The organism is Saccharothrix carnea, from assembly GCF_003014735.1.
GTDB classification, from domain to species: Bacteria; Actinomycetota; Actinomycetes; order Mycobacteriales; family Pseudonocardiaceae; genus Actinosynnema; species Actinosynnema carneum.
Map to the genome: position 1 here is coordinate 351,412 of NZ_PYAX01000002.1, position 22,986 is coordinate 374,397.

At 71.4% G+C, this 22,986-nt stretch carries 21 protein-coding genes and 1 pseudogene; 16 read left to right on the forward strand and 6 right to left on the reverse strand.

The features are described from left to right. Genes B0I31_RS05780 through B0I31_RS05795 form a run of 4 tightly spaced genes read left to right on the forward strand, consistent with a single transcriptional unit; the run spans position 1 to position 4,452 of the window. A complete protein-coding gene (locus B0I31_RS05780) occupies positions 1-1,077 on the forward strand; it encodes a hypothetical protein (protein ID WP_106614268.1) in 1,077 nt (358 codons plus the stop codon). Next, positions 1,077-2,228 (forward strand): toxic anion resistance protein, encoded by a 1,152-nt coding sequence (locus B0I31_RS05785; RefSeq protein WP_106614269.1) that lies wholly within the window; start codon positions 1,077-1,079, stop codon positions 2,226-2,228. Before B0I31_RS05780 ends, B0I31_RS05785 begins: the two co-directional genes overlap by 1 nt. Continuing rightward, entirely contained in the window at positions 2,225-3,844 is a 1,620-nt protein-coding gene (locus B0I31_RS05790) for a vWA domain-containing protein (RefSeq protein ID WP_106614270.1), read from the forward strand. The genes B0I31_RS05785 and B0I31_RS05790 overlap by 4 nt, the downstream gene beginning before the upstream one ends. Further along, positions 3,841-4,452 (forward strand): hypothetical protein, encoded by a 612-nt coding sequence (locus B0I31_RS05795; RefSeq protein WP_106614271.1) that lies wholly within the window; start codon positions 3,841-3,843, stop codon positions 4,450-4,452. The genes B0I31_RS05790 and B0I31_RS05795 overlap by 4 nt, the downstream gene beginning before the upstream one ends. 340 nt (positions 4,453-4,792) lie before the next feature. Here the strand turns inward: B0I31_RS05795 and B0I31_RS05800 are convergent, their stop codons facing one another. Further along, positions 4,793-5,779: an Acg family FMN-binding oxidoreductase gene (locus tag B0I31_RS05800; protein ID WP_106614272.1), complete on the reverse strand. Its 987-nt coding sequence runs from the start codon at positions 5,777-5,779 to the stop codon at positions 4,793-4,795. Positions 5,780-5,919: 140 nt separating this feature from the next. Between B0I31_RS05800 and B0I31_RS05805 the strand changes: the two genes are divergently transcribed. Continuing rightward, positions 5,920-7,614 carry a GAF domain-containing sensor histidine kinase gene (locus B0I31_RS05805; protein WP_106614273.1) on the forward strand — a complete coding sequence of 565 codons (1,695 nt, stop codon included), beginning with the start codon at positions 5,920-5,922 and terminating at the stop codon, positions 7,612-7,614. Here the strand turns inward: B0I31_RS05805 and B0I31_RS05810 are convergent. Next, complete coding sequence (locus tag B0I31_RS05810; RefSeq protein ID WP_106614689.1) at positions 7,611-8,261, reverse strand: response regulator; 651 nt, start codon at positions 8,259-8,261, stop codon at positions 7,611-7,613. The two genes, B0I31_RS05805 and B0I31_RS05810, sit on opposite strands and share 4 nt — an antisense overlap. Before the next feature lie 107 nt (positions 8,262-8,368). Then, on the reverse strand, positions 8,369-9,076 hold the full coding sequence (locus B0I31_RS05815) for a universal stress protein (protein ID WP_106614274.1): 708 nt from the start codon (positions 9,074-9,076) through the stop codon (positions 8,369-8,371). Between the two features lie 184 nt (positions 9,077-9,260). Between B0I31_RS05815 and B0I31_RS05820 the strand changes: the two genes are divergently transcribed. Continuing rightward, the gene (locus tag B0I31_RS05820) at positions 9,261-10,136 is read left to right on the forward strand and encodes a universal stress protein (protein ID WP_106614275.1); all 876 of its coding nucleotides are present in this window, start codon (positions 9,261-9,263) and stop codon (positions 10,134-10,136) included. Positions 10,137-10,212: 76 nt separating this feature from the next. Here B0I31_RS05820 and B0I31_RS05825 read toward each other — a convergent pair whose 3' ends face one another. Continuing rightward, on the reverse strand, positions 10,213-10,647 hold the full coding sequence (locus tag B0I31_RS05825; protein WP_106614276.1) for a universal stress protein: 435 nt from the start codon (positions 10,645-10,647) through the stop codon (positions 10,213-10,215). Between the two features lie 208 nt (positions 10,648-10,855). On the opposite strand from B0I31_RS05825, the gene B0I31_RS05830 reads away from it, so the two are divergent. From B0I31_RS05830 to B0I31_RS05855, 6 genes are read left to right on the forward strand one after another with little or no spacing between them, the layout of a single operon-like run. Further along, on the forward strand, positions 10,856-11,332 hold the full coding sequence (locus tag B0I31_RS05830; RefSeq protein ID WP_106614277.1) for a universal stress protein: 477 nt from the start codon (positions 10,856-10,858) through the stop codon (positions 11,330-11,332). Continuing rightward, a complete protein-coding gene (locus B0I31_RS05835) occupies positions 11,329-13,956 on the forward strand; it encodes a bifunctional acetate--CoA ligase family protein/GNAT family N-acetyltransferase (protein WP_106614278.1) in 2,628 nt (875 codons plus the stop codon). Before B0I31_RS05830 ends, B0I31_RS05835 begins: the two co-directional genes overlap by 4 nt. Next, the gene (locus B0I31_RS05840) at positions 13,953-14,375 is read left to right on the forward strand and encodes an OsmC family protein (RefSeq protein ID WP_106614279.1); all 423 of its coding nucleotides are present in this window, start codon (positions 13,953-13,955) and stop codon (positions 14,373-14,375) included. Before B0I31_RS05835 ends, B0I31_RS05840 begins: the two co-directional genes overlap by 4 nt. Then, positions 14,372-14,845, forward strand: a complete 474-nt coding sequence (locus tag B0I31_RS05845) for a universal stress protein (protein WP_106614280.1) — start codon at positions 14,372-14,374, stop codon at positions 14,843-14,845. Before B0I31_RS05840 ends, B0I31_RS05845 begins: the two co-directional genes overlap by 4 nt. After that, on the forward strand, positions 14,842-15,465 hold the full coding sequence (locus B0I31_RS05850; protein ID WP_106614281.1) for a CBS domain-containing protein: 624 nt from the start codon (positions 14,842-14,844) through the stop codon (positions 15,463-15,465). The genes B0I31_RS05845 and B0I31_RS05850 overlap by 4 nt, the downstream gene beginning before the upstream one ends. Continuing rightward, on the forward strand, positions 15,446-17,971 hold the full coding sequence (locus B0I31_RS05855) for a cation-translocating P-type ATPase (protein WP_106614282.1): 2,526 nt from the start codon (positions 15,446-15,448) through the stop codon (positions 17,969-17,971). The genes B0I31_RS05850 and B0I31_RS05855 overlap by 20 nt, the downstream gene beginning before the upstream one ends. 61 nt (positions 17,972-18,032) lie before the next feature. On the opposite strand, the pseudogene B0I31_RS05860 reads toward B0I31_RS05855, so the two are convergent. Together B0I31_RS05860 and B0I31_RS05865 are read right to left on the reverse strand one after the other, a co-directional pair. Continuing rightward, positions 18,033-18,289, reverse strand: a pseudogene (locus B0I31_RS05860) (DUF1348 family protein); the annotation flags it as partial. Between the two features lie 30 nt (positions 18,290-18,319). Then, the gene (locus B0I31_RS05865; RefSeq protein ID WP_106614283.1) at positions 18,320-18,616 is read right to left on the reverse strand and encodes an HPF/RaiA family ribosome-associated protein; all 297 of its coding nucleotides are present in this window, start codon (positions 18,614-18,616) and stop codon (positions 18,320-18,322) included. 137 nt (positions 18,617-18,753) lie between these two features. Between B0I31_RS05865 and B0I31_RS05870 the strand changes: the two genes are divergently transcribed. The 4 genes from B0I31_RS05870 (at position 18,754) to B0I31_RS05885 (ending at position 22,986) form a co-directional block, all read left to right on the forward strand. Beyond that, positions 18,754-21,123, forward strand: coding sequence for a phosphoketolase family protein (locus B0I31_RS05870; RefSeq protein WP_106614284.1), 2,370 nt, complete (start codon positions 18,754-18,756; stop codon positions 21,121-21,123). Next, a complete protein-coding gene (locus tag B0I31_RS05875; protein ID WP_106614285.1) occupies positions 21,123-22,196 on the forward strand; it encodes an acetate/propionate family kinase in 1,074 nt (357 codons plus the stop codon). Before B0I31_RS05870 ends, B0I31_RS05875 begins: the two co-directional genes overlap by 1 nt. A gap of 308 nt (positions 22,197-22,504) precedes the next feature. Then, positions 22,505-22,702: a hypothetical protein gene (locus B0I31_RS05880; protein ID WP_146173749.1), complete on the forward strand. Its 198-nt coding sequence runs from the start codon at positions 22,505-22,507 to the stop codon at positions 22,700-22,702. 71 nt (positions 22,703-22,773) lie between these two features. Further along, positions 22,774-22,986, forward strand: a complete 213-nt coding sequence (locus B0I31_RS05885) for a hypothetical protein (protein ID WP_146173750.1) — start codon at positions 22,774-22,776, stop codon at positions 22,984-22,986.

Here is a 22,986-nt window from a genome sequence, read left to right on the forward strand (position 1 = left end):
GTGAAGCGCCGGTTGTCCATCGGCTTGGCCGTGGTGTTGTTGGCCGCCGTCGTGGCGGTGGTGGTGTGGGGCCGCTCGGATGACGCGGAGGGCGGCGCGCAGGGCGAGCTGACCACCGTGCGCGGGGTCATCGGCTCGGAGAAGCTGGCGTTCTTCAGCGACCGGCGGGTGGTCGACGCGTTCGCGGAGCACGGCCTGAAGGTCGAGGTGGACACGGCCGGTTCCCGGCAGCTCGCCACCTCCGTCGACCTCGGCAGGTACGCGTTCGCGTTCCCGTCGTCCTCGCCCGCCGCGCAGCGGATCCAGCGCGACCGCAAGACGACCGCCGCGCACACGCCGTTCCAGTCGCCGATGGCGGTGGCGACGTTCGAGCCGATCGTGGAGCTGCTCGAAGCCGCCGGAGTGGTGACCAAGGGGGCGGGTGACTACCAGGTGCTCGACGTGGCCAAGTACCTGGAGCTGACCAAGGCGGGCACGCGCTGGGACCAGCTGCCCGGCAACACCGCCTACCCGGCCCGCAAGAACATCCTGGTCACCACGACCAACCCGGCCGAGTCGAACTCCGCCGCGATGTACCTGTCGATCGTGTCGTTCGTGGCCAACGGCAACACCGTGGTCGCCACGCCGGAGCAGGAGGCGACCGTGCTGCCCGACGTCGCCCGCCTGTTCCGCGACCAGGGCTACACGCAGAACAGCACCGAGGGCCCGTTCGAGGACTACCTCGCGGCCGGCATGGGCAAGACGCCGCTGGCGCTGATCTACGAGTCCCAGTACCTCGACCGGGTGCTGCGCGCCGACGGCTCCATCCGCGCCGACATGCGCCTGCTCTACCTCGCGCCCACGGTCTACTCCAAGCACACGCTGGTCCCGCTGTCGGACCAGGGTGACCAGGTGGGGCGGCTGCTGAGCACCGACCCCGAGCTGACCAAGCTCGCGGCCACGTTCGGCTTCCGCACGTCCGACCCGCGCGTGTTCGCCGACGTGGTGGGCGACAAGGCGCCCGCGGACCTGGTCGACGCGGTCGAGCCGCCGTCGTTCGAGACCCTGGAACGCCTGCTCGACGCGGTCGCGCCGTGATGGACGAGTTCACCCTCACCCCGCCGGAACCCGTGACGCCGATCCCGGTCGAGCGCGCGGCCGGGCTCATCGCGCTCGGCGACGACGTGCGCGCCGACGTCGGGCGCCGCGCCGAGCAGTTCGCCGAACGCCTCCAGGCGCTGGACGTCCGGTCACCGGAGTTCACCGCCGTGCTGGACGACGTGCTCGCGGTCGGCGAGGCCGACATGCGCGCGGCGGCGGGCGTGGCGGGCACGATGCTGGACCGGTCGGCCCGCGCCCTGCGCGACGACTCGCCGCAGGTGCACGTCACCACGTCGCTGTCCGGGCTGCGCCGCACCGTCGCCGAGCTGGACCCGTCGAAGCTGCCGATCACCGGCCGCAAGCTGCTCAAGGTCTTCCCCGCCGCGAACGCCGCCAAGAAGGCGCTGGACCGCTACCGCGCCGCGGGCGAGCCGGTGAACGCGCTGGTGGTCGACCTGCGCCACCGGCAGGACGTGCTGCGCCGCGACAACGCCGCCATCAAGGGCGAGCGGGAGCGGCTGTGGCGGGCCATGGGCAAGCTGGCCGAGGCCGCCGCGTTCGCCGAGGCGGTGGACGCGGCGATCGACCGGCAGGCCGGGATCTTCGACCTGACCGACCCGGCACGGGCGCGGGCGCTGCGCGCGGACGTGCTGCACCCCATCCGGCAACGGCACCAGGACCTGCTGACGCAGCTCGCCGTCAGCGCGCAGGGCTACCTGGCGCTGGACCTGGTGCGGCGCAACAACGACGAGCTGATCCGGGGCGTGGAACGCGCGGTCACCACGACCGTGGCCGCGTTGCGGATCGCGTTGCTGGTCAGCGGCGCGCTGGCGAGCCAGCGGGACGTGCTGGACGAGGTCGCCGCGCTGCAGGCCACCACGGACGGCCTGATCCGCGCCAACACCGAGCTGCTGGACCTGCAGAGCGCGGAGATCCGCCGGGCGAGCAGCGACCCGGCGGTGGCGGTGGAGACGATCCGCGCGTCGTTCGACCGGATCTACGCGGCGATCGACGCGGTCGACGGCTACCGGGCGGACGCGGTGCGCACGATGGCCGCCACCGTCGAGTCGCTGTCGGGGGAGATCCGCCGCGCGGAGGAGCACTTGCGCCGTTCGCACGACGCGGCGGCGGTCGAGGGGGACCGATGAGAACAGCGTTCGTGCTCGCCGCGGTGCTGGTGGTCGCGGGGTGCACCGGCGAGGCCGGGCCCGACCCGGCACAGCCCGCGGGCCCGGCGGAACCCGGTGTGCTGCGGGTGCTCGCGGGCAGTGAGCTGACCGACCTGCAGCCGGTGCTGGACGAGGCGGCGAAGGCCACCGGCGTCGAGGTGAAGTTCACCTTCACCGGCACGCTGGAAGGCGCCGAGGCGTTGGCGAAGGGTGAGGTCGACGGCAAGTACGACGCCGTCTGGTTCTCCTCCAACCGCTACCCGGCGGGCATCCCGGAGGCCGCGAAGCGGCTCGGCAACCAGGTCAAGATCATGAGCTCGCCAGTGGTGCTCGGCCTGTCGGCGTCGTCGGCGCAGCGGTTGGGGTGGGCGGACCGGCGGGTCGGCTGGGGCGAGATCGCCGAGCAGGCCGGGCGCAAGGCGTTCAGCTACGGCATGACCGACCCCTCGGCGTCGAACTCCGGCTTCTCCGCCCTGGTCGGCGTGGCGTCCGCGCTGGCGGGCGCGGGCAACGCCGTGGACGCGGGCCAGATCGCGGCGGTGACGCCCCGGTTGAAGAGCTTCTTCGCCGCGCAGTCGCTGTCCGCCGGGTCGTCGGGCTGGCTGTCGGAGGCCTACCTGCGCCGCGCCACCGGCCACGACCCCGGCGCGCGGGTCGACGGGCTGATCAACTACGAGTCGGTGCTGCTGTCCCTGAACGCGTCCAAAGACCTGCCCGAACCGCTCACGCTGGTCTACCCCGACGACGGCGTGGTCACTGCGGACTACCCGCTGACCCTGCTCGCCGACTCCGGTGACGACGCGCGTGACGCCCACCAGCGCCTCACCGACCACCTGCGCACGCCGGACGTGCAGCGCAAGATCATGGAGACCACGCACCGGCGGCCGGTCGTGCCCGGCGTCGACCTGGACTCCCGCTTCACCGTGCGCGACCTGGTCGAGCTGCCGTTCCCGGCCGCGCGCGACTCGGTGGACGCCCTGCTCTCGGCCTACTTCAACGAGATCAGGCGACCGTCGCGCACGCTGTACGTGCTCGACACGTCCGGCTCGATGGCCGGTGACCGGATCGCGTCGCTGCGGTCCGCGCTGGTCGGCCTGACCGGCGCCGACGACACGCTCACCGGCCGGTTCCGCCGGTTCCGCAGCCGGGAGGAGGTGACCATGCTGCCGTTCAACACCGAGCCCGGCACGCCGCGGACGTTCACCCTGCCCGAGGGCGACCCGTCCGCCCAGCTGGCGGAGATCAAGGCGTACGCCGAAGGGCTGGTGGAAGGCGGCGGCACGGCCATCTACGACAGCCTGTCCCGCGCGTACGAGGTGATGGAGCCGCTGGTCGCGGCCGACCCGGACCGGTTCACGTCGATCGTGCTGATGACCGACGGCGAGAACGCGAACGGCACGGGCCTGCCCGAGTTCCAGGCGTCGTTCGGCTCGGTGCCCGCGTCGGTGCGGCAGGTGCCGGTGTTCACCGTGCTGTTCGGCGAGGGCAGCAGCGCCGAGCTGGGCCAGGTCGCCACGATGACCGGCGGCCGGGTGTTCGACGCCCGCTCCGCCGCGCTCGGCCAGGTGTTCCAGGAGATCCGCGGCTACCAATGATCCGCTACCTGGGCTCGACCAAGAACCTCGTCGGCTGCGTCGGCGGTCTCGTCGGCGTGCTGCTGCACCTGACCGGCGTGGTCGGCGACGCCTGGCCGCTGGTGGTCGTCGGGCTGTACGCGGTGGGCGCGCTGCTCGCGCCGCCGGAGAAGGTCCGGCTGGTGCCGGTGGACGTCGTCACCGAGGCCGGTCGGCTGCGCGCGGAGCTGGACGACCTGGTGCGCGAGGTGGGCGCGCAGTCGTCCCGGATGCCCGAGCCCGCCGTCGCCGCCGTGGGCCGGATCGGCGCGGTCCTCGGTGACCTGCTCGCGCGGCACGACGCGCTGGCCGCCAACCCGGACCTTCGGCACACCGTGGTCCGGTTGGCGCGCACCGACCTGCCGTTGTCGGTGCAGACGTACTTGAACCTGCCTTGGTGGTTCGCGGTGAAGCAGCGGGCGGGTGGTGAGCCGAGTCCGGGGGATGAGCTGGTGACCCAGCTGGAGCTGCTGGAGGCCGAGGCCCACCGGTTGGCCGAACGCGTGTACGCGGCCGACATCAACCAACAGGCCGACCACACCCGCTACCTGCGTGACCGTGACTCGGGTGAGTCAAGTTCACAGGCTTGAAGAGCTTGAAGAGCTTCGAAAAGATGAAAAGCGTCCTCGCCGGACGGGCAGATCAGCAGGATGACCCCAACTGCCTCCGTCATGTCCTGTTGGGTTGTGGGTCCGCCGGTCGACGTGCTCACAGCGGGGTTCACGTGCCAGGACATCTCTGCCGTCAGCAGCGCGCGGGCATCGAGAAGGTAGCTCGTAGTGGGCTCTGGGCCGACTTCATGGCGGGCTTTCGCCTACTACGAGCATGCTCAGTCTTTCGCATCACAGACGGCCAGGCATGGATCTGGTGGAGCGAATCCTGGACAAGGACGTAAGCACCGTGATCGAAAGACGTTCAGTCCCTGCGAGGTCATGCCGCTGCGATTGGCTCCAGGAGGAACTCCCGGACGGCACGCCGAGGGCTGGAGGGAACCGGTGAGCCGAAGCCGATGCGCAGGATGGTCTGGGGTTCGAGGCTACCGCCAAGGGCGCGGCGGAGTTCGTCGCGGACGGGGCGCACTTCGATCGCCTGGGACATGAAGGAGGCGGACAGGCCGAGGGTGGCGGCGGTGAGCAGGACGCGTTGCAGCGCCTGTCCAGCCTGGAGTTCGGCGAGTGGCCCGTTGTAGAACGAGCACAGCACCACGACGAGCGGGTCGGATTCGTAGTCCTTGCCCGGTTTCCGCTCGGCGGCTTGGAAGTCGCGCAAGGCCCACTCGTCCTGGGGCGCGGGGCGCACGCCGGCGGACTTGGAAGGGATGCCGTCACCGGCTCGCTCGCCCGTCCAGTCGGTCAGCTCGGCCCGCACTTCCGGAGTTCCGGCCTGGATCCGCTGCGCCCTGGCCACGAGGCCTTGCAGTCGGGCGCGTTCGTCACGGTCGGTAACGACGTGCAGCCACGACCGTTCGCGCTCGGCCGCCCGCACGAGCGCGTGCCGGTGTTCGACGGGTACCGGCACGTCCCGGAACGGCTTGCGGTTGGACCGCCGGGTCGGGATAGCCCTGATCAGCTGCCTGGTCTCCTCGTCGAGGTCTCCGTGACCGCCTCGGCGGACGGTGGCCAGCGCTCCGGGCGCTTCGGCTCCGGGCATCAACGTCACCAGCGGTCGGATGCCGTGATCGCGCAGGGCGAGGCGGAGGTTGAACAGCGCCGCGCCGCAGGACAGCCGCAACTCGCGGTCCTCCGGGTCTGTGGCGGGCAGCCTGCGCGTCGGGTCGGCGTGCAGTTCGATCCGGTCACGGGCGAGTCGGAACCGCCACGGTTGGGTGTTGTGCACCGATGGGGCGAGGGCCGCGGCGTTCAGCACGTCGGTCACCTCGTCTACCGCGAGCCCGAGCACCTCGGTCACGTTTGCCATGTCGTCCCTGCCTGTGTCGCCTGGTGCAACCAACACCTCAACTGTGCGTCGCCCCAGGGTGGGAACACACGGTCGAAGGTCCCTTCCGAACAGGGTCCGTCGGACTTGGCTGTACCCGGTGGTGGTGGAAGGCTGGATCCGTGGCCGGATCTGCTGACGAGGGGACGCCGCACCGCCTGCTGGGCGGGTTGCGGTTGGACGAGTTGCTGGACGAGGTGCGGGAGCGGCTGACCGAGATCGGCTCGACCCGGGACAAGATGCAGGGCCTGCTGGACGCGGTGCTGGCGGTCGGCGCGGGGTTGGAGCTGGACTCGACGTTGCAGCGGATCGTGCAGGCGGCGGTGGAGCTGGTCGGAGCGCGGTACGGGGCGTTGGGCGTGCTGGGTAGCCAGGAGAACCTGTCGGAGTTCGTCTACGTCGGTATCGATCCGGAGACGCGGTCGCACATGGGTCACCTGCCGCAGGGCAAGGGTCTGCTGGGGCTGTTGATCAAGGATCCGCGGGCGATCCGGTTGCACGACCTGTCCGAGCACGCGGCGTCGGTGGGTTTTCCGGCGAACCACCCGCCGATGCACAGCTTCCTGGGTGTGCCGGTGCGGGTGCGTGACGAGGTGTTCGGCAACCTGTACATGACGGAGAAGGTCGATGGCACCGACTTCAGCGCCGATGACGAGGTGGTGCTGACCGCGCTGGCGGCCGCGGCGGGCGTGGCGGTGGAGAACGCGCGTTTGTTCGAGCGGTCCCGGATGCGGGAGCGTTGGCTGGAGGCCACCGCGGAGATCAACACCGAGCTGCTGGGCGGCGCTTCGGCGGACGACGCGCTGCGGTTGATCGCGCAGCGGACCCGGGAGCTGTCGGCGGCGTCGATGTCGTTGATCGTGCTGGTCGACAGTGCCGATGGGCAGCGGCTGCGCATGGCCGCGGGCGCCGGTGAGCGCGTCGAGGGCCTGGTCGGCAGGGTGCTGACCGGATCCGGGTCGGTGGTGGAGCAGGTGTTGGCCTCGGCCACGCCGGTGCTGGTCGAGGATCTGGAGGGCCTGCTCGGCGAGACCGCGGTCGCCGCGGGTCCGGGAGTCGCGGTCCCGTTGCGGTCCGGTTCGAGCGTGCAGGGTGTGCTGCTGGTGGCGCGGGAGAAGGGTGGCGCCCGGTTCGGGGCGGACCAGGTGCCGGTGCTGGCGTCCTTCGCCGACCAGGCGGCGGTGGCGTTGGAGTTCGCGGAGAACCAGCGGGCGCGCAGGTTGGTGGACGTGTTGGAGGACCGCGATCGGATCGCGCGGGACCTGCACGATCACGTGATCCAGCGGTTGTTCGCCACCGGTATGAGCCTGCAGGGCGCGTTGGGCGCGATCCGTGATCCCGCCGTGCGGGAGCGGGTGCGCAAGGCGGTGCACCAGTTGGACGAGACGGTGCTGGAGATCCGCACGTCGATCTTCGACCTCCAGGCGGGTGACGACCTGCCGGGTCTGCGGCGGCGTCTGCTGGACCTGGTCTCGGAGCTGACGGAGAACGCGTCGGTCACGCCGACCGTGCGGATGACCGGGACGGTGGACAACTCGGTGCCCGATGATGTCGGAGAGCACGCGGAGGCCGTGGTGCGCGAGGCCGTGACCAACGCGGTCCGGCACGCCCAGGCGAAGGAGTTGGTCCTGACCGTGGAGGCGGGCGACGAGCTGACCATCTCGGTCGTGGACGACGGTGTGGGCATGCCGCCGCAGGTCGCCCGCAGCGGGCTGCGCAACCTGGAACAACGGGCCACCGCGTTGGGCGGCACGTGCTCGGTCACCGGTGAGCCCGGCGGCGGAACCCGTCTGACCTGGCAGGTTCCGCTGGCTTAGCCCTCAGACGGTGGTGCGGGCTTGCGCAGGCGGGTGGCGAGGACGGCGGCCTGGGTGCGGCGTTCGAGGCCGAGCTTGGCCAGCAGGTGCGAGACGTAGTTCTTGACCGTCTTCTCGGCGAGGAACATCTTCTCGGCGATCTGGCGGTTGGTCAGGCCCTCGCCGATGTAGTCGAGAACGGTGCGTTCCTGCTCGGTGAGCATGCGCACGGGGTCGCCTTGCTCGCGTTCGCGGCGGATGCGGTTGAGCAGCGCCGCCGTGGAGCGGGCGTCGAGGAGGGATTCGCCGGCGGCGACGGTGCGGACCGCGGTCTGCAGGTCGTGGCCGAGGATGCGCTTGAGGACGAACCCGGACGCGCCGGCCATGATGGCGTCGAACAGTGCCTCGTCGTCGGTGAACGAGGTCAGCATCAGGCACTGGAGCTCCGGCATCCGGGAGCGCAGTTCGCGGCACAGCTCGATGCCGTTGCCGTCGGGCAGCCGCACGTCCAGGACAGCGACGTCCGCGCCGCTGTCGGGCACCCTGGCCAGTGCTTCGGCCACCGACCCGGCCTCGCCGACCACCTCCAGGTCGTCCGCGCTGTTGAGCAGTTCGCGCACACCGACGCGGACCACCTCGTGGTCGTCCACCAGAAACACCCGGGCCACCGGCTCCACCCCTCCGTCATCCGACTGATCCGACCTTCGCCGACGGGAGTCGTCCGACACAGGGTCCAAAGACCCTCCCGCCGCGCGCTCAAGGTCCTTCCATCGTGTCAGCGCTCGGCGTGGGCCGCTCGATCGTGCTCGGCGGAACACGGGCGGGCAATGTCGACCGGGTAGCGGTGTGCCACCAGGACGGGGCACGGGGCGTGGTGCAGCGCCGCACGAGTGACCGGACCACATCCGGCCAGGACGAGCAGGTCGGTGTCGGCGTACCGGGTGATCGCCTCGTGCGGGTGCATCCTGGCCAGCACCGAGGTGTGGTGGGTGCCGCGCAGCACGTCGTCGGCGTGGGTGACAGGCCACACCGGGTCGTCGGTCCGCACCGGTAGCGACGGCGTGGCGTGCAGGACCCGTAGTGCCACGTGCTGTTGCTCGGCGTAGGCGACGGCACGGGCCAGGGCCAGGTCGTCGTCGGCCACGTCCCCGGACAGCAGCACGGTGACCCGGCGGTGGGCGCGGCGCAGTGCCTCGGCCTTGCCCCGGATCACGACGACGTCGCACGCCGCGTGTTCGACCAGCGGCTGCACCAGCCTGCCCAGGCCGAACGCGGTGCCGTTCGCGCCTCGGTAGCCGACCACGAGGAGACCGGCACGGGATCCCGCCGGCATCAGGTCGCGGATCGGGTCCGAGGTAGGTGGGCGAACCGCCAGCGGCGACCTGGTCGCCATGGCGTACTCGGTCGCCCACCGAAGGGCGGCTTCGCCCCAGGGGAAGTGGTCGCCCGTTACGACGACGGGCGCGGGAATCCGGTCGGTCATGGCTCCACGGTGGTCCTCCCCACGGTGGCCGCCCAGGGTCGTGGGCGGTGCCCGGCGGTGGCCGTAGGTCCCTGCGCGGTGAGGACCTAGGACCACTGCCCGCGTCGCGCCGGCTGCATAGCGTCGAAACCGGAGACACACGGGGTCCACCGCGATCCCGGCATCGGATTCGGAGGAACCTGTGATGAGTGCCCCGATCGTGGTCGGCGTGGACGGTTCGGCGTCGGCGTTGACCGCCGCCAGGTGGGCGGCGGAGGAAGCCGCGCGGCACCGCGTGGCGCTCCGGCTCGTGCACGCCTACCTGCTGCCGACCCGTGGTTACCCGGAGATCGTGCTGACCGGCCACGAGGTGCGGGAGGCGTTCGAGCAGCAGGGACGGCAGTGGGTCGAGCAGGCCGCGGCCGCCGCCCGTGCGGCCGCCCCCGAGGTGGAGGTCGAGACGGCGATCGTGATCGACCGGCCCGCCGCCGCGCTGATCGCCGCATCCCACGGTGCACGGCTGGTCGTGCTCGGCTCCCAGGGGTTGGGCGGCTTCTCCGGCCTGCTGGTCGGCTCGGTGGCCGTCGCGGTCTCCGCACACGGCAAGAGCCCTGTGGTCGTCGTCCGCGACGAGTTGCGGTACGACGGTCCAGTCGTGGTGGGCGTGGACGGCTCGCCCGCGAGCGAGGAGGCGATCGGCTTCGCGTTCGCCGAGGCGTCCGTGCTCGGCGCACCGCTCACGGCGGTCATCGCCTGGACCGACTTCCTGGTCGACAGCGCCTACCACTCCCGCTTCACCGTCGACTGGTCGCAGGTCGAGGACGAGCAGCTGCGGCTGTTGGCCGAACGCCTCGCCGGCTGGCAGGAGAAGTACCCCGACGTCGCCGTGGACCGCGTCGTCGTCCACGACCGCCCCGTCCGGGCCCTGCTGAACGCGGCGAAGGATGCCCGGCTGCTCGTCGTGGGCAGCCACGGCCAAGGCGGCTTCACCGGCATGCTGCTCGGCTCGACCAGCCAAGCGCTCGTCTACCACGCACCCTGCCCCCTCGCCGTCGTCCGACCGACCACCGCGGTGCAGTGAGAGCAGGGACGCCGAAGGGACCGGTCACCAGACCGGTCCCTTCGGCGCGTCCGACCAGGGCGTCCCGTCGCCGGAATCAGGTCCGGGCGGGCGGCACGACCACCACCGGGCACGTCGCGTGGCGCAGGCAGTCCGCCGCCACACTGCCCAGGACCAGCTCGGCCAGCCTGCCGTGCCCGTGGGTGCCCACCACGAGCAGATCCGCCTGCCGGGACGCCTGGGCCAGCGCGGTGCCCGCGTCACCGGTGATGGTCACCTCGGTGACCGGCGGCGCACCCGGCACGGTGGCGCGAACCTCCTCCACGATCGCGTGAAGCTCGCGCGCCGGGTGCCGGTGACCGGGGTTGTCGGCGTGCGGGTGCACGCCCATCGACGCGGCTGCCACGAACTCCGGCTCGCGCAGCCACGCCATCGTCGCCTCGACGGTGTCACCGGTCTTCACCGCTTGCGCCAACGCCCAGCGCAACGCCTCGCGGCTGGCCGGCGAACCGTCCACACCAACAAGCATCATGGCCTTCTCCTCTCCGTCCACTTGGAGCGTTCGCCCTGCGACGGCGAGCCCGGCAGGGTCCTAGGTCCCCAACTTCGAGGGTCGAGGCGCACCCGTGCGCGACCGACGCCACCTTCAGGGTCGAAGGTCCCGTCGTCGAGAGGACCGCAGCCACTGACCTCACCGAACAGGTGCCGAGAGGCTTGAGCCGAGCACCCGAGGAGGGGTCATGGACGAGACGATCGTGGTGGGCGTGGACGGCTCGCCGGTCAGCCGGATGGCGTTGCGGTGGGCGGTCGAAGAGGCGAAGCTGCGCGGCTGCGCGCTCGAGGCGGTCCTGGCCTGGCACGTGGACTACGGCATGGTGATCGGCCCCATGTCGGCCACGGTCGCCGCCGGGATGGACCGCGACAAGGTGCGTGAGGAACACCGGCGCGTGCTGGACGAGCTGGTGGCGGAGGCCGGTGCGGAGGTCCGGGCCGTGCTCGCCGAGGGCGACGCCCGCAACGTGCTGGTCACGGCGTCGCAGCACGCGACGCTGCTGGTGGTCGGCAGCCGGGGAGCGGGTCCGATCCGCGAGGTGTTGCTGGGTTCGGTCAGCTCCCATTGCGTGCACCACGCGTCGTGCCCGGTGGTCGTCGTGCACGAGCCGAAGCCCGAGCACGTGGAGCCGAAGCCCGTCGTCACCCCTGGACCGCTGCTGTGACCGCCTCGCTGAACGCCGACCGGGCGTTGCTGGCCGACGGGTCGGTGGTGGCGCTGCGCGAGCTGGGGCCGGCCGACGCGGACGCCCTGCTCGTTCTGCACCGCGACCTGCCGGTGGGCGATCGCTACCTGCGGTTCTTCAGCGCCGCGCCGCGGCACCTGGACGAGTTCGTCGTCCGGTTGACCTCGCCCGAGGAGCCGTTGCACGTGGTGATCGGGGCGTTCGCCTCGGACGTGCTGGTCGGCGCCGCGAGTTACGTCCTGCTGGACGACGACAGCGCCGAGGTGGCGTTGGTGGTGGCGCACGACCGGCAGTCCCACGGTGTCGGCACGCTGCTGTTGGAGCACCTGGTGTCGGTGGCGCGCAGGCGTGGTGTGCGGCGGTTCCGCGCCGAGGTGCTGGCGGTGAACTCGAAGATGTTGCGCGTCTTCGCCGATCTCGGTCTGGTGTGGACGTCCACGGCGGACAGCGGTGAGGTGCGCATCGACCTCGGTCTCGATCCCGGCGAGCGTTACCTGGAGGCCGTCGCCGACCGGGAACAGGCCGCCGATGTGGCCAGCCTGCGCGCGGTGCTCAAGCCGACGTCGGTCGTGGTGGTCGGTGCGAGCCGCAAGCCGTCCTCGGTGGGCAACGCGGTGCTGGCCAACCTGGTCGACGGCGGGTTCACCGGTGCGTTGTACGCGGTGAACCCCCACGCCCGGCAGATCCTGGGCGTGCAGTGCCACCCGACCGTCACCGACCTGCCCGAGATCCCCGACTTGGCGGTGGTGTGCGTGCCGGCCGAGGCGGTCGCGCAGGTGGCCGAGGACTGCGGTCGGCGCGGGGTGAGGGCGTTGGTCGTCATCACGTCCGGGGTCGACCCGGAGAGCCTGCTGGAGGTGGTGCGGCGGCACGGCATGCGCATGGTCGGCCCGAACTGCGTCGGCGTGTCCAACACGGACCCGGACGTGCGGTTGGACACCACCTTCACCCGTGATCGGACCGAACCGGGTGGGATCGGCCTGGTCACCCAGTCCGGTGGCGTGGCCATCGCGGCGGCCGAGCAGTTGCGGCGGCTGGGACTGGGCACCTCGCAGCTGGTCTCGACCGGTGACAAGTACGACGTGAGCGGGAACGACCTGCTGCTGTGGTGGGAACGCGACGAGCGGACCCGGGCGGTTGCGCTGTACCTGGAGTCGTTCGGCAACCCGCGCAAGTTCTCCCGCCTGGCGCGCCGGGTGGCGCGCCGCAAGCCGGTGCTGGCCATCCGGGCGGCGAGCAGCGAGGCCGGTCAGCGTGCCGCCGCGTCGCACACCGCCTCGACCGCCACCCCGGCCGTCACGCGGGACGCGTTGTTCCGGCAGGCGGGCGTGATCGCGGTGGACGGTGTCGGCGAGATGGTCGACGTGTTGGCCGCGTTGCACGCCACCCTGCTGCCTTCCGGTCGTGGTGTGGCCGTGCTGGGCAACGCGGGCGGGCTGGGTGTGCTGGCCGCGGACGCCTGCGTCCGGCACGGCCTGATCATCGCCGACTTGGGGCCGGGCACGGTCGAGGCGTTGACGGCGCAGCTGCCGAGCACGGCGAGCCCGCACAACCCGGTCGACACGACGGCCGTCGTGGACGACGCGACGTTCGCCCGCTGCCTGGACCTGCTGGTCGCCGATCCGGCGGTGGACGCGGTCATCGCGGTCACCGTGCCGACGGCGTTGGGCGACCCGGCCGGTGGCATCCACCCGACGGTCAAGCCGGTGCTCGCGGTGACCGCCGACCAGGACGGTTCGGTGTCGCTGCGGGAGGACGCCATCGCTCGTTACGCCGAGCCTGCCCGCGCCGCCGCGGTGCTCGCCGCGCTGGTCGAGCGCGCGTCGTGGTTGCGCCGCCCGTCGCCTGAGCCTGCCGACCTGCCAAGCACGGATCTGACGACCGCCCGTGCGGTTGTCGCCGCTCACCTGGCAACGGAACCCGAAGGCGGCTGGCTCGGCCCCGATCAGGTGGTTCGGCTGCTGGGCGCGTTCGGGCTGCCGGTTCTCGGCGGTGTGCTGGTGCGGGACGCCGAGTCCGCGGTGGCCGCGCAGCGGTCCTTCGGAGGACCCGTCGCGCTGAAGGCCGTGGCCCGGGGGCTGCTGCACAAGAGCAAGGGCGGCGGCGTGCTGCTCGACCTGGCCGGCGACGACGCGGTCACCTACGGCTTCGAGTCGATGCGCGAGCGGTTCGGCGAGCAGTTGCACGGAGTGTTCGTGCAGCCCATGGCCGACCGGGGACGTGAGCTGCTCGTGGGCGTGGTGACCGATCCCCAGTTCGGCCCGCTCGTGGTGACCGGTCTGGGCGGCGTCGACACCGATCTGGTCGACGACCGCGCCGTCGCGCTCGCGCCGATGTCGGAGGCGGACGTGGACGACCTGCTGCACGGCTTCCGCGCCGCGCCGAAGGTGTTCGCCGAGCACGACGACGCGGCCGTGCGAGACGTGCTGCTGCGGGTCGGCCGGCTGGCCGAACTCGTCCCCGAGGTCGCCGAACTCGACCTCAACCCGCTGGTCCTGACCGGGCAGCGCGTGCTGGCGGTCGACGCCAGGGTGCGCGTCGCACCCGTCGAACCGGCAGACCCGTTCCTGCGCCGGCTCCGCGACCCGAGGAGGACGTCATGACCATCACCGCCACTGCCCCGGTCGAGGTGACGTACGAGACCGGCGAGGAGTACGTGGTGCGGCTGCGCGAGCACCGGGTCCGCACCGACCAGCCGCGGGACTCCGGCGGCCACGACGCGGGCCCGAGCCCGGTCGAGCTGCTGGTCGCGTCGATGGCCGCCTGCACCGCCTTCTACGCGGGCCGGTTCCTCGACCGCCACGGCGAGTCGCGCCGCGGCCTGGCGGTGACCGCCCGGTACCGGACGGCCTCCGACCCGCTCGCCCGCGTCGCCGAGGTGTGCCTGGCCGTGCGGGTGCCGGCCGGGCTGTCCGAGCGGCACAAGACGGCCCTGCTGGCCGTGGTCCAGCACTGCACCGTGCACAACACGCTCCGGCGAGCGCCGGAGATCGTCATCGAGCTGAACGAGGTGGAATCATGAACGCAGGTCCGATCGTGGTCGGTGTCGACGGCACGCCGGCGGGTGAACGCGCGCTGCGCTGGGCCATGGACGAGGCGATCCAGCGCAAGGTCCCGCTGCACGTGCTCAACGCCTACGCCTACGAGCCGCTGGCCGACTGGACCATGACCTCCGAGCAGGACGCACACGCCCGCTCGGAGGCGTTGGTCGAGGACGCGCTCCGCGCGGCGGCCGTGGGCAGGCTCGAGTTTCCGCAGATCATCCGGCACTGCGTGCGGGGACCGGCCGCTGAAGCGCTGGAGGCGCAGGCGCGCGGTGCGTCGATGCTCGTGGTCGCCTCGCACAGCGGCAGCCGGCTGCGGCAGGTGCTGCTGGGCAGCACGAGCGCGCATTGCGTGCGGCACGCGACCGTGCCGGTGGTAGTCCTCCCGCCGACCGACGCTCAGCACGATGGGGCCGCTGTCGGCGCGGGACAGGAGGCCGGGCGATGAGGGTCCGTGACCTCATGACGCGCGACGTGGTGACCGTGTCGCCCGAAACGTCCGCGCGTGACGCGGCGGCGCTGCTCGCGGCGAAGGGGTTCACCGCGTTGCCGGTGGTCGACGGGGCGGGGACGCTGGTCGGCGTGGTCACCGAGACCGACGCCCTGCGCGACCGGTTGCCGGTCGACCCCCGGTCGCTCGTGCACGGGGAGCCGTCACGGGCACGTGCCACGCCGAGGCGGAAGGTCGCCGACGTGATGAGCGAACCGGCGGTCGCGTCGACGCCCGGCACGGACGTCGCGGACCTGGCCCGGCGGATGGTGGAGCACGGCGTGCGCAGCGCCTGCGTGGTGGACGGCAAGCGGCTGATCGGCATCGTCACCCGCCGCGACATGCTGCGCGCGGTCAGCCGCGACGACCGCACGCTGGCCGCCGAGGTCCGGCACCGCCTCGGCCTGTACGCCGACCCGCACCGCTGGACGGTGTCCGTGGTCGACGGTCACGTGTCGATCATGGACTCGTTGGACGACGAGTGCGACCGGCACGTGGCCGCGGTGCTCGCGGGCGCCGTGCCCGGCGTGGTGGATGTCCGTTTCCCGGAGGCCCGTCATGCCGTCGACCACGGTTGAACGCGAGGCCACGCCGCACGGCATGCCGGTCCACGAGGTCGTGCTGCTCGCCGAGACCGACGCCGACGCCGGCCTGTCCGGTGCCGCGGCCGGCGAGCGGCTCGCCTCGCTCGGACCGAACAGGCTGCCCGAGCGGCGCGGCCCCGGACGTCTGCGACGGATGCTCGGCCAGTTCCACAACCCGCTGATCTACGTGCTGCTCGGTGCGGCGGCGCTGACCGCCGCCCTGGGCGAGACCGTGGACGCCTCCGTCGTGCTGGGTGTGGTCCTGGTCAACGCGATCGTCGGCTACCTCCAGGAAGTGCGGGCCGAACGGGCGCTCGACGCCCTGGAGGCGATGGTCCGCACCGAGGCGACCGTGATCCGGGACGGCACCGCCGCGCGGATCACGTCCGAGGAACTGGTGCCCGGCGACCTGGTGGTGCTGGAGGAGGGGGACCAGGTGCCCGCCGACCTGCGGCTGGTGCGCACGCGCGAGCTGCGGGTCGACGAGTCCGCGCTGACCGGCGAGTCGCAGCCGTCCGCCAAGGACCCGCTGCCCGTGCCGCACGACACCGCGCTGGCCGACCGCGCGAACATGGCGTACTCCGGCACGCTCGTCACCACCGGTGGCGGGCGCGGCGTCGTCGTCGCGACCGGTGCCGACACCGAGATCGGGCACGTGCACCGGCTCGTCGGCAGCACCACGACCGTGCAGACGCCGCTGACCCGCAAGCTGGCCCGGTTCAGCAAGTTGCTTACGGTCGTCATCCTCGGCCTGGCGGTGGTGACCGTCGTGATCGGGGTGCTGCGGGGCGAGCCGTTCGCCGAGATGGTGACCGCCGCCGTAGCCCTCGCGGTCGGCGCGATCCCCGAAGGGCTGCCCGCCGCGGTGACGGTGACGCTGGCCATCGGTGTGGCCCGCATGGCGCGGCGCAACGCCGTGATCCGCCGCCTGCCCGCGGTGGAGACCCTCGGCAGCACCACGATCATCTGCACGGACAAGACCGGCACCCTCACCGCCAACGCCATGACCGTGCGCGAGGTCGTCGCCGACGGGCAGCGGTGGGAGGTCGACGGGATCGGCTACTCGCCGTTGGGCGAGCACTCGCCGCCACCCGAAGCCGTGCGCGAGGTCCTGCTGGCCGGCGTGGCGTGCAACGACGCCCACGTGGTCCGCCAGGACGACAGGTGGACCGCCGTCGGTGACCCCACCGAGGCAGCGCTGGTCGTGTCCGCCCGCAAGGGCGGGCTGACGTCCGACGACGTGCCCGAACGCGTGGACGAGCTGCCGTTCACCTCGCAGCGCCGGTTCATGGCCACCCGCCACACCGACGGTGTCGTCTACCTCAAGGGCGCGGTGGAGCGGATTTTCGAGTTCACCGGTTCCACCGACCACACCAACGCCGAAGAACTGGCCGGTCGCGGACTACGAGTGCTCGCGTTCGCCCGGGCACACGTGCCCGACGGCACCCCGTTGACCGAAGATGCCCTGCGGGGCGCCGTGCTGCTCGGGCTCCAGGCCATGCACGACCCGCCCCGGCCCGAGGCGATCGAGGCGGTCCGCGCCTGCCAGGAAGCGGGCATCGAGGTCCGCATGATCACCGGCGACCACCTCGGCACCGCCCGCGCCATCGCGGCCCACTTCTCGCTCGCCGATGACGCCGTGCACGCCCGCGTGTCGCCGGAGGAGAAGCTGAGGCTGGTCAAGCGGTTCCAGTCCGACGGACACGTGGTCGCGATGACCGGCGACGGCGTGAACGACGCCCCGGCGCTGCGGCGGGCCGACATCGGCGTCGCCATGGGCAGCGGCGGCACCGAGGTCGCAAAGCAGGCCGCGGACATGGTGCTCACCGACGACAACTTCTCGTCCATCCGCGCCGCCGTCGAGGAAGGGCGCGCGGTGTTCGACAACCTGCGCAAGTTCATCATCTGGACGCTGCCGACCAACATGGCCGAGGGCCTGGTCATCCTCACCGCGATCCTGCTGGGCACCGCCCTGCCGATCCTGCCCGTGCAGATCCTGTGGATCAACATGACCACGGCCGTCGCGCTCGGCCTGACCCTGGCCTTCGAACCTCGCGAGCCGAACGTCATGCACCGCCCACCGCTGCCGCCGACACTGCCGCTGCTGACGGCCGCGCTGCTGCAACGCATCCTGCTCGTCTCCGCCGTGCTCCTGGCCGGCTCGTTCGCCGCGTTCCACCTGCACGGTGGCACCCTGGACCAGGCGCGCACGGTCGCGGTGAACGTGTTCGTGGCCGCTCAGATCGGCTACCTGTTCAACTGCCGGTCGCTGCGGCACCTCCGGCCGCACGTCGGCTTCGGCCGCAACCCTTGGCTGCCGGTCGGCATCGCCGTCACCGTGGTCCTCCAACTGCTGTTCACCTACCTCCCGGCGATGAACACCCTGTTCCACACCGCGCCGATCGGCTGGCGCGACTGGGCGGTCGTGGTCGCGCTGGCCGTGGTCGCCTACGGGGTGGTCGAAGCAGAGAAGTGGGGGCGCCGGAGGTCGTCCAGCTGACGGCCGCAGTGGTGTCAGGCGAGCGGGATGTCGTGGCCGTGGCCCCGCTCGTCCTCGAGGCGGGGCCGAGGTAGCGGCGGTCGGCTTCGTCGATCCGCAGGTCGTTGATGCCGGCCTCGCGGCGGCTCATCAAGCCGTTGTCGGCGAATTCCCACAGTTCGTTGCCATGGAGCGGAACCACCGGCCCTCCTCGTCGTGCCGCTCGTACTGGAAGCGGACGGCGATGCGGTTCTCGCGGAAGCCCCACAGGCTCTTGCGCAGGACGTAGTCGAACTCGCGCCCCCACTTGGCGGTGAGGAACGCGACGATCTCGTCGCGACGGCTCCACCACTGCCTCGCTGACCGGGTTCAGCGACCCATGTCGGCCAGCTGGTGCTGCAACTTGTCGTGCATCAGGTCCACCGCCTCGTGGTAGGTCCCCGCGCTCGCGTCGGCGTTCACGAGAGTGCCGTTGACGTCCAACGACGCGTGCGCCACCAGCAGCCGCGGTCCGTCGGTGCTCAACCGCACCTTGGCGTAGGCGATGTCGGCGGGGGCGTACTTGGCGATGGCGGCGACCTTGCCGCGGGCGTAGTCGGCGGCATCCCGCGGCACACCGGCGGCCAGGTCGACCTGGATGTTGGCGATCTCGTGCACGTGGCTCATGCCTCCACCCTCCTCCTCCGCCGCACCGGCCGGCAGTGACCAAGGTCCCGGCCGGCAGGGACTCTCGGAACTGGGGCTGGATCGATGACGGAACCAGGCTGGGAACCATCACCCCGAGACTTGGTCAGGAGAGCGAGATGTCGCAGCAGCCGGAGAACAGCGCGCCGGACTTGTCGTTGGTCGACGCCTACTGGCGGGCCGCGAACTACCTCTCGGCAGGGCAGATCTACCTGCTGGACAACCCCCTGCTCGCCGAGCCGCTCACCCCGGGGCACATCAAGCCCCGCCTGCTCGGCCACTGGGGCACCACGCCCGGCCTGAACTTCGTCTACGCGCACCTGAACCGGGTGATCAACGACCGTTCCCAGGACGTGCTGTTCGTGACCGGTCCGGGTCACGGCGGCCCCGCGCTGCTGGCCAACACCTGGTTGGAGGGTTCCTACACCGACACCCACCCGAACGTGCAGCGCGACGGCGAGGGGATGCGCAAGCTGTTCCGCCAGTTCTCGTTCCCGGGTGGCGTGCCGAGCCACGTGGCGCCCGAGGTTCCAGGCTCGATCCACGAGGGTGGCGAGCTGGGCTACTCGCTGGCGCACGCGTTCGGCGCGGCGTTCGACAACCCCGACCTGGTCGTGGCGTGCGTCGTCGGCGACGGTGAGGCCGAGACCGGGCCGCTGGCCGCCAGTTGGCACGGCAACAAGTTCCTCGACCCGGTGGGTGACGGCGCGGTGCTGCCGATCCTGCACCTCAACGGCTACAAGATCGCCAATCCGAGCCTGCTGGCGCGCATCCCGCACGACGAGCTGGACTCGCTGCTGCGCGGCTACGGCTACGCCCCGTTCTACGTGGAGGGCGACGACCCGGCCGTGCTGCACCCGCGCATGGCGCAGGTGCTGGACGAGGTCATGGACGAGATCAGGCGCATCCAGCTGACCGCCCGCGCCGGCGGCGACGTCGAGCGCCCGCGGTGGCCGATGATCGTGCTGCGCACACCCAAGGGCTGGACCGGGCCATCCGAAGTGGATGGTGTGCCGGTGGAGGGCACGTGGCGCTCACACCAAGTACCCCTCGCCGGTGTCCGCGACAACCCCGACCACCTGCGGCAGCTGGAGGCATGGTTGAAGTCCTACCGGCCGGAGGAGCTGTTCGACGCCGACGGCAGTCCCAAGCCCGAACTGCTGGCCCTCGCCCCGCGCGGGGAGCTGCGCATGGGTTCCACCCCCCATGCCAATGGCGGCCTGTTGCTGCGGGAACTGCGGATGCCCGGCACCACGCCGTACTCGGTCGAGGTGACCAAGCACGGCACCACCACCTCCGAGCCGACCCGCGCGCTGGGCCGCATGCTGCGCGACATCATGACCCTCAACGCGGACGAGAAGAACTTCCGCGTGTTCGGTCCGGACGAGACCGCGTCCAACCGGCTCGACGCGGTGTTCGAGGTGACCGCGAAGCAGTGGCTGGCGGAGAAGCTGCCCACCGACGAGCACCTGGAGACCAACGGCCGGGTGGTGGAGGTGCTGTCGGAGCACCTGTGCCAGGGATTCCTGGAGGGCTACCTGCTGAGCGGGCGGCACGGGCTGTTCAACTGCTACGAGGCGTTCACCCACATCGTGGACTCGATGTTCAACCAGCACGCCAAGTGGCTCAAGACGCACCGCGAGATCGACTGGCGGCGCCCGGTCGCGTCGCTGAACTACCTGCTCTCGTCGCACGTGTGGCGGCAGGACCACAACGGCTTCTCCCACCAGGACCCGGGCTTCATCGACCACGTGATGAACAAGAAGGCCGAGGTGGTCCGCGTCTACCTGCCCGCCGACACCAACACCCTGCTGTCGGTGGCCGACCACTGCCTGCGCAGCCGCGACTACGTCAACGTCATCGTCTCGGGCAAGAACTACACCCCCGACTGGCTGTCGCCCGAGGAGGCGGCGCTGCACTGCGCCCGCGGGGCCGGGATCTGGGAGTGGGCGGGGACCGACGACGGCCTGACCGAGCCGGACGTGGTGCTGGCCTGCGCGGGTGACGCGCCGACGTTGGAGGTCATGGCCGCAGTGGCCCTGCTGCGCGAACACCTGCCGGAGTTGAAGGTGCGGGTGGTCAACGTGGTGGACCTGATGCGCCTGCAGCCCGAGACCGAGCACCCGCACGGCATGCCCGACCGCGAGTTCGACGCCCTGTTCACCCCCGACAAGCCGGTCCTGTACGCCTACCACGGCTACCCGTGGCTGATCCACCGGCTGACCTACCGCCGCACGAACCACCACAACACCCACGTCCGCGGTTACAAGGAGGAAGGCACCACCACCACACCGTTCGACATGCTGGTCCTCAACGACATGGACCGATACCGGCTGGTCATCGACGTCATCGACCGGGTGCCGGGCCTCGGTGCCAAGGCCGCCGGACTGCGCCAGCGGATGCAGGACCAGCGCACGCGCCACCACGCCTACATCCGGGAGCACGGCGAGGACCTGCCCGAAATCCGCGACTGGACCTGGCCGTACTGATGAACGTGCTCGTGGTCAACGCGGGCTCGTCGAGCCTGAAGTTGTCGGTGCTGGGCGAGGACGACACCGTCCTCGCCCAGCACCACGTCGAACGGTGGGACGGCACTCCCGACCTCGACCTCTCCCTGCCGCCCATTGACGCTGTCGGCCACCGCGTCGTCCACGGCGGCACCCGGTTCACCGCCCCGACCGTCATCACCCGCGACGTGCGCCGGGAGATCGCCGCCCTGACCGAGCTCGCGCCGCTGCACCAGCCGGGGGCGTTGGCGGGCATCGACGCGGCCCGGGCGGTGTTGCCCCACGTGCCGCACGTGGCGTGCTTCGACACCGCGTTCCACCGCACGCTGCCCGCCGCCGCGGCCACCTACCCGCTGCCCGCCGAGTGGCGTGCACGCTGGGACCTGCGCCGCTACGGCTTCCACGGCCTCTCCCACGCCTACGCGGCCAGACGAGCGGTCGAGCTGGCGGGCAGCGGCTCGCGGGTGGTGACCTGCCACCTCGGCGCGGGCTGCTCACTGGCAGCCGTCCACGACGGCCACTCGGTCGACACGACCATGGGGTTCACCCCGCTGGCCGGCCTGCCCATGGCCACCCGCAGCGGCGACGTCGACCCCGGCCTGCTGCTGTGGCTGTCCGACCGCCTCGGCATCGACGAGGTGGCAGACGGCCTGGCCCACCGCTCCGGTCTGCTCGGCCTGTCCGGATGCGCCGACCTGCGCGACGTCCACGCCGCGATCGCCTCCGGTGACTCCGACGCCGTGCTGGCCCTGGACGTGTTCACCCACCGCCTGCGCCAGGGCATCGCCGCCATGGCCGCGTCGATGGGCGGCCTGGACCTGCTGGTGTTCACCGGCGGCATCGGCGAGCACGACGCGGTCGTCCGTGCCCGTGCCGTCGAAGGACTGGAGTTCCTGGGTCTGCGCCTCGACCGGCACCGCAACGCCACCGCACACGTCGACAGCCGCATCACCACCGATGTGTCGGTGGTGTCAGCCTGGGTGGTCGTAGCGCGCGAGGACGTCGAGATCGCCGCCGGCACCCGGACCGCTTTGAGCGTCCGCCCGAGGTCCTGATTCCGTTTACACCTGGCTACGACACGTCGACAGCAGATACTTCTCCGCCATGGTGGCACTCCGCTCACGCCGACTCGAAACCCTGCTCGGAGCTACGATCAGCTCCGTCACCCACAGCCGGGTCGTCGCACTCGCTGAAGGTGGGGTGGCCGAGGATTACGACCTCGACTTCAAGAGCGAGCTCTACGGCACGTCGGACAGCGCGAAGCGCTCGTTGGCGGTGGACGTGGCGGCGATGGCCAACACCGCTGGTGGTCTGATCATCCTCGGCATGGGCGGTACAGGTGGCGCCGCTTCCGCGTCTCGACGTGCGAACTGTGCAGAACCCGGATCGACCGGGCACCGGCTTCATCCTGATCGCCGTGCCGCGAAGCCCGCTCGGCCCGCACGCCGTGGTGGTCAACGACTCGCTGCGCTATCCGCGGCGACACGGTCGGATGACGACCTACCTGTCCGAGTCCGACGTCGCGCAGGCCCACCGCGACCGGTTCACCGGTCCGTGCTGACGCACAGGCGTCCGTACGGTCGATCGCAGCGGTTGGGATCCCAGAGGGTCGGCGACCTGGCAGCCGCGACCGTGCTGGCGGACATCGGTGACCTCGTCGACGACGGGGCAAGCCTGCTCTCCGCGACCCACGGTCTGTGCGCCGGCCTGATGCAGGGGTTCGGCTTCCCGGAACCCCTGCAGGTAACCAGTGCCGGAGAGCTGCGACGTGATTACTGGAGCCGTTACAGCGTCGGAGATCCGGACGAGTTCGCCGTGAGGAACCGGCTCACCTTCGAGCCGTGA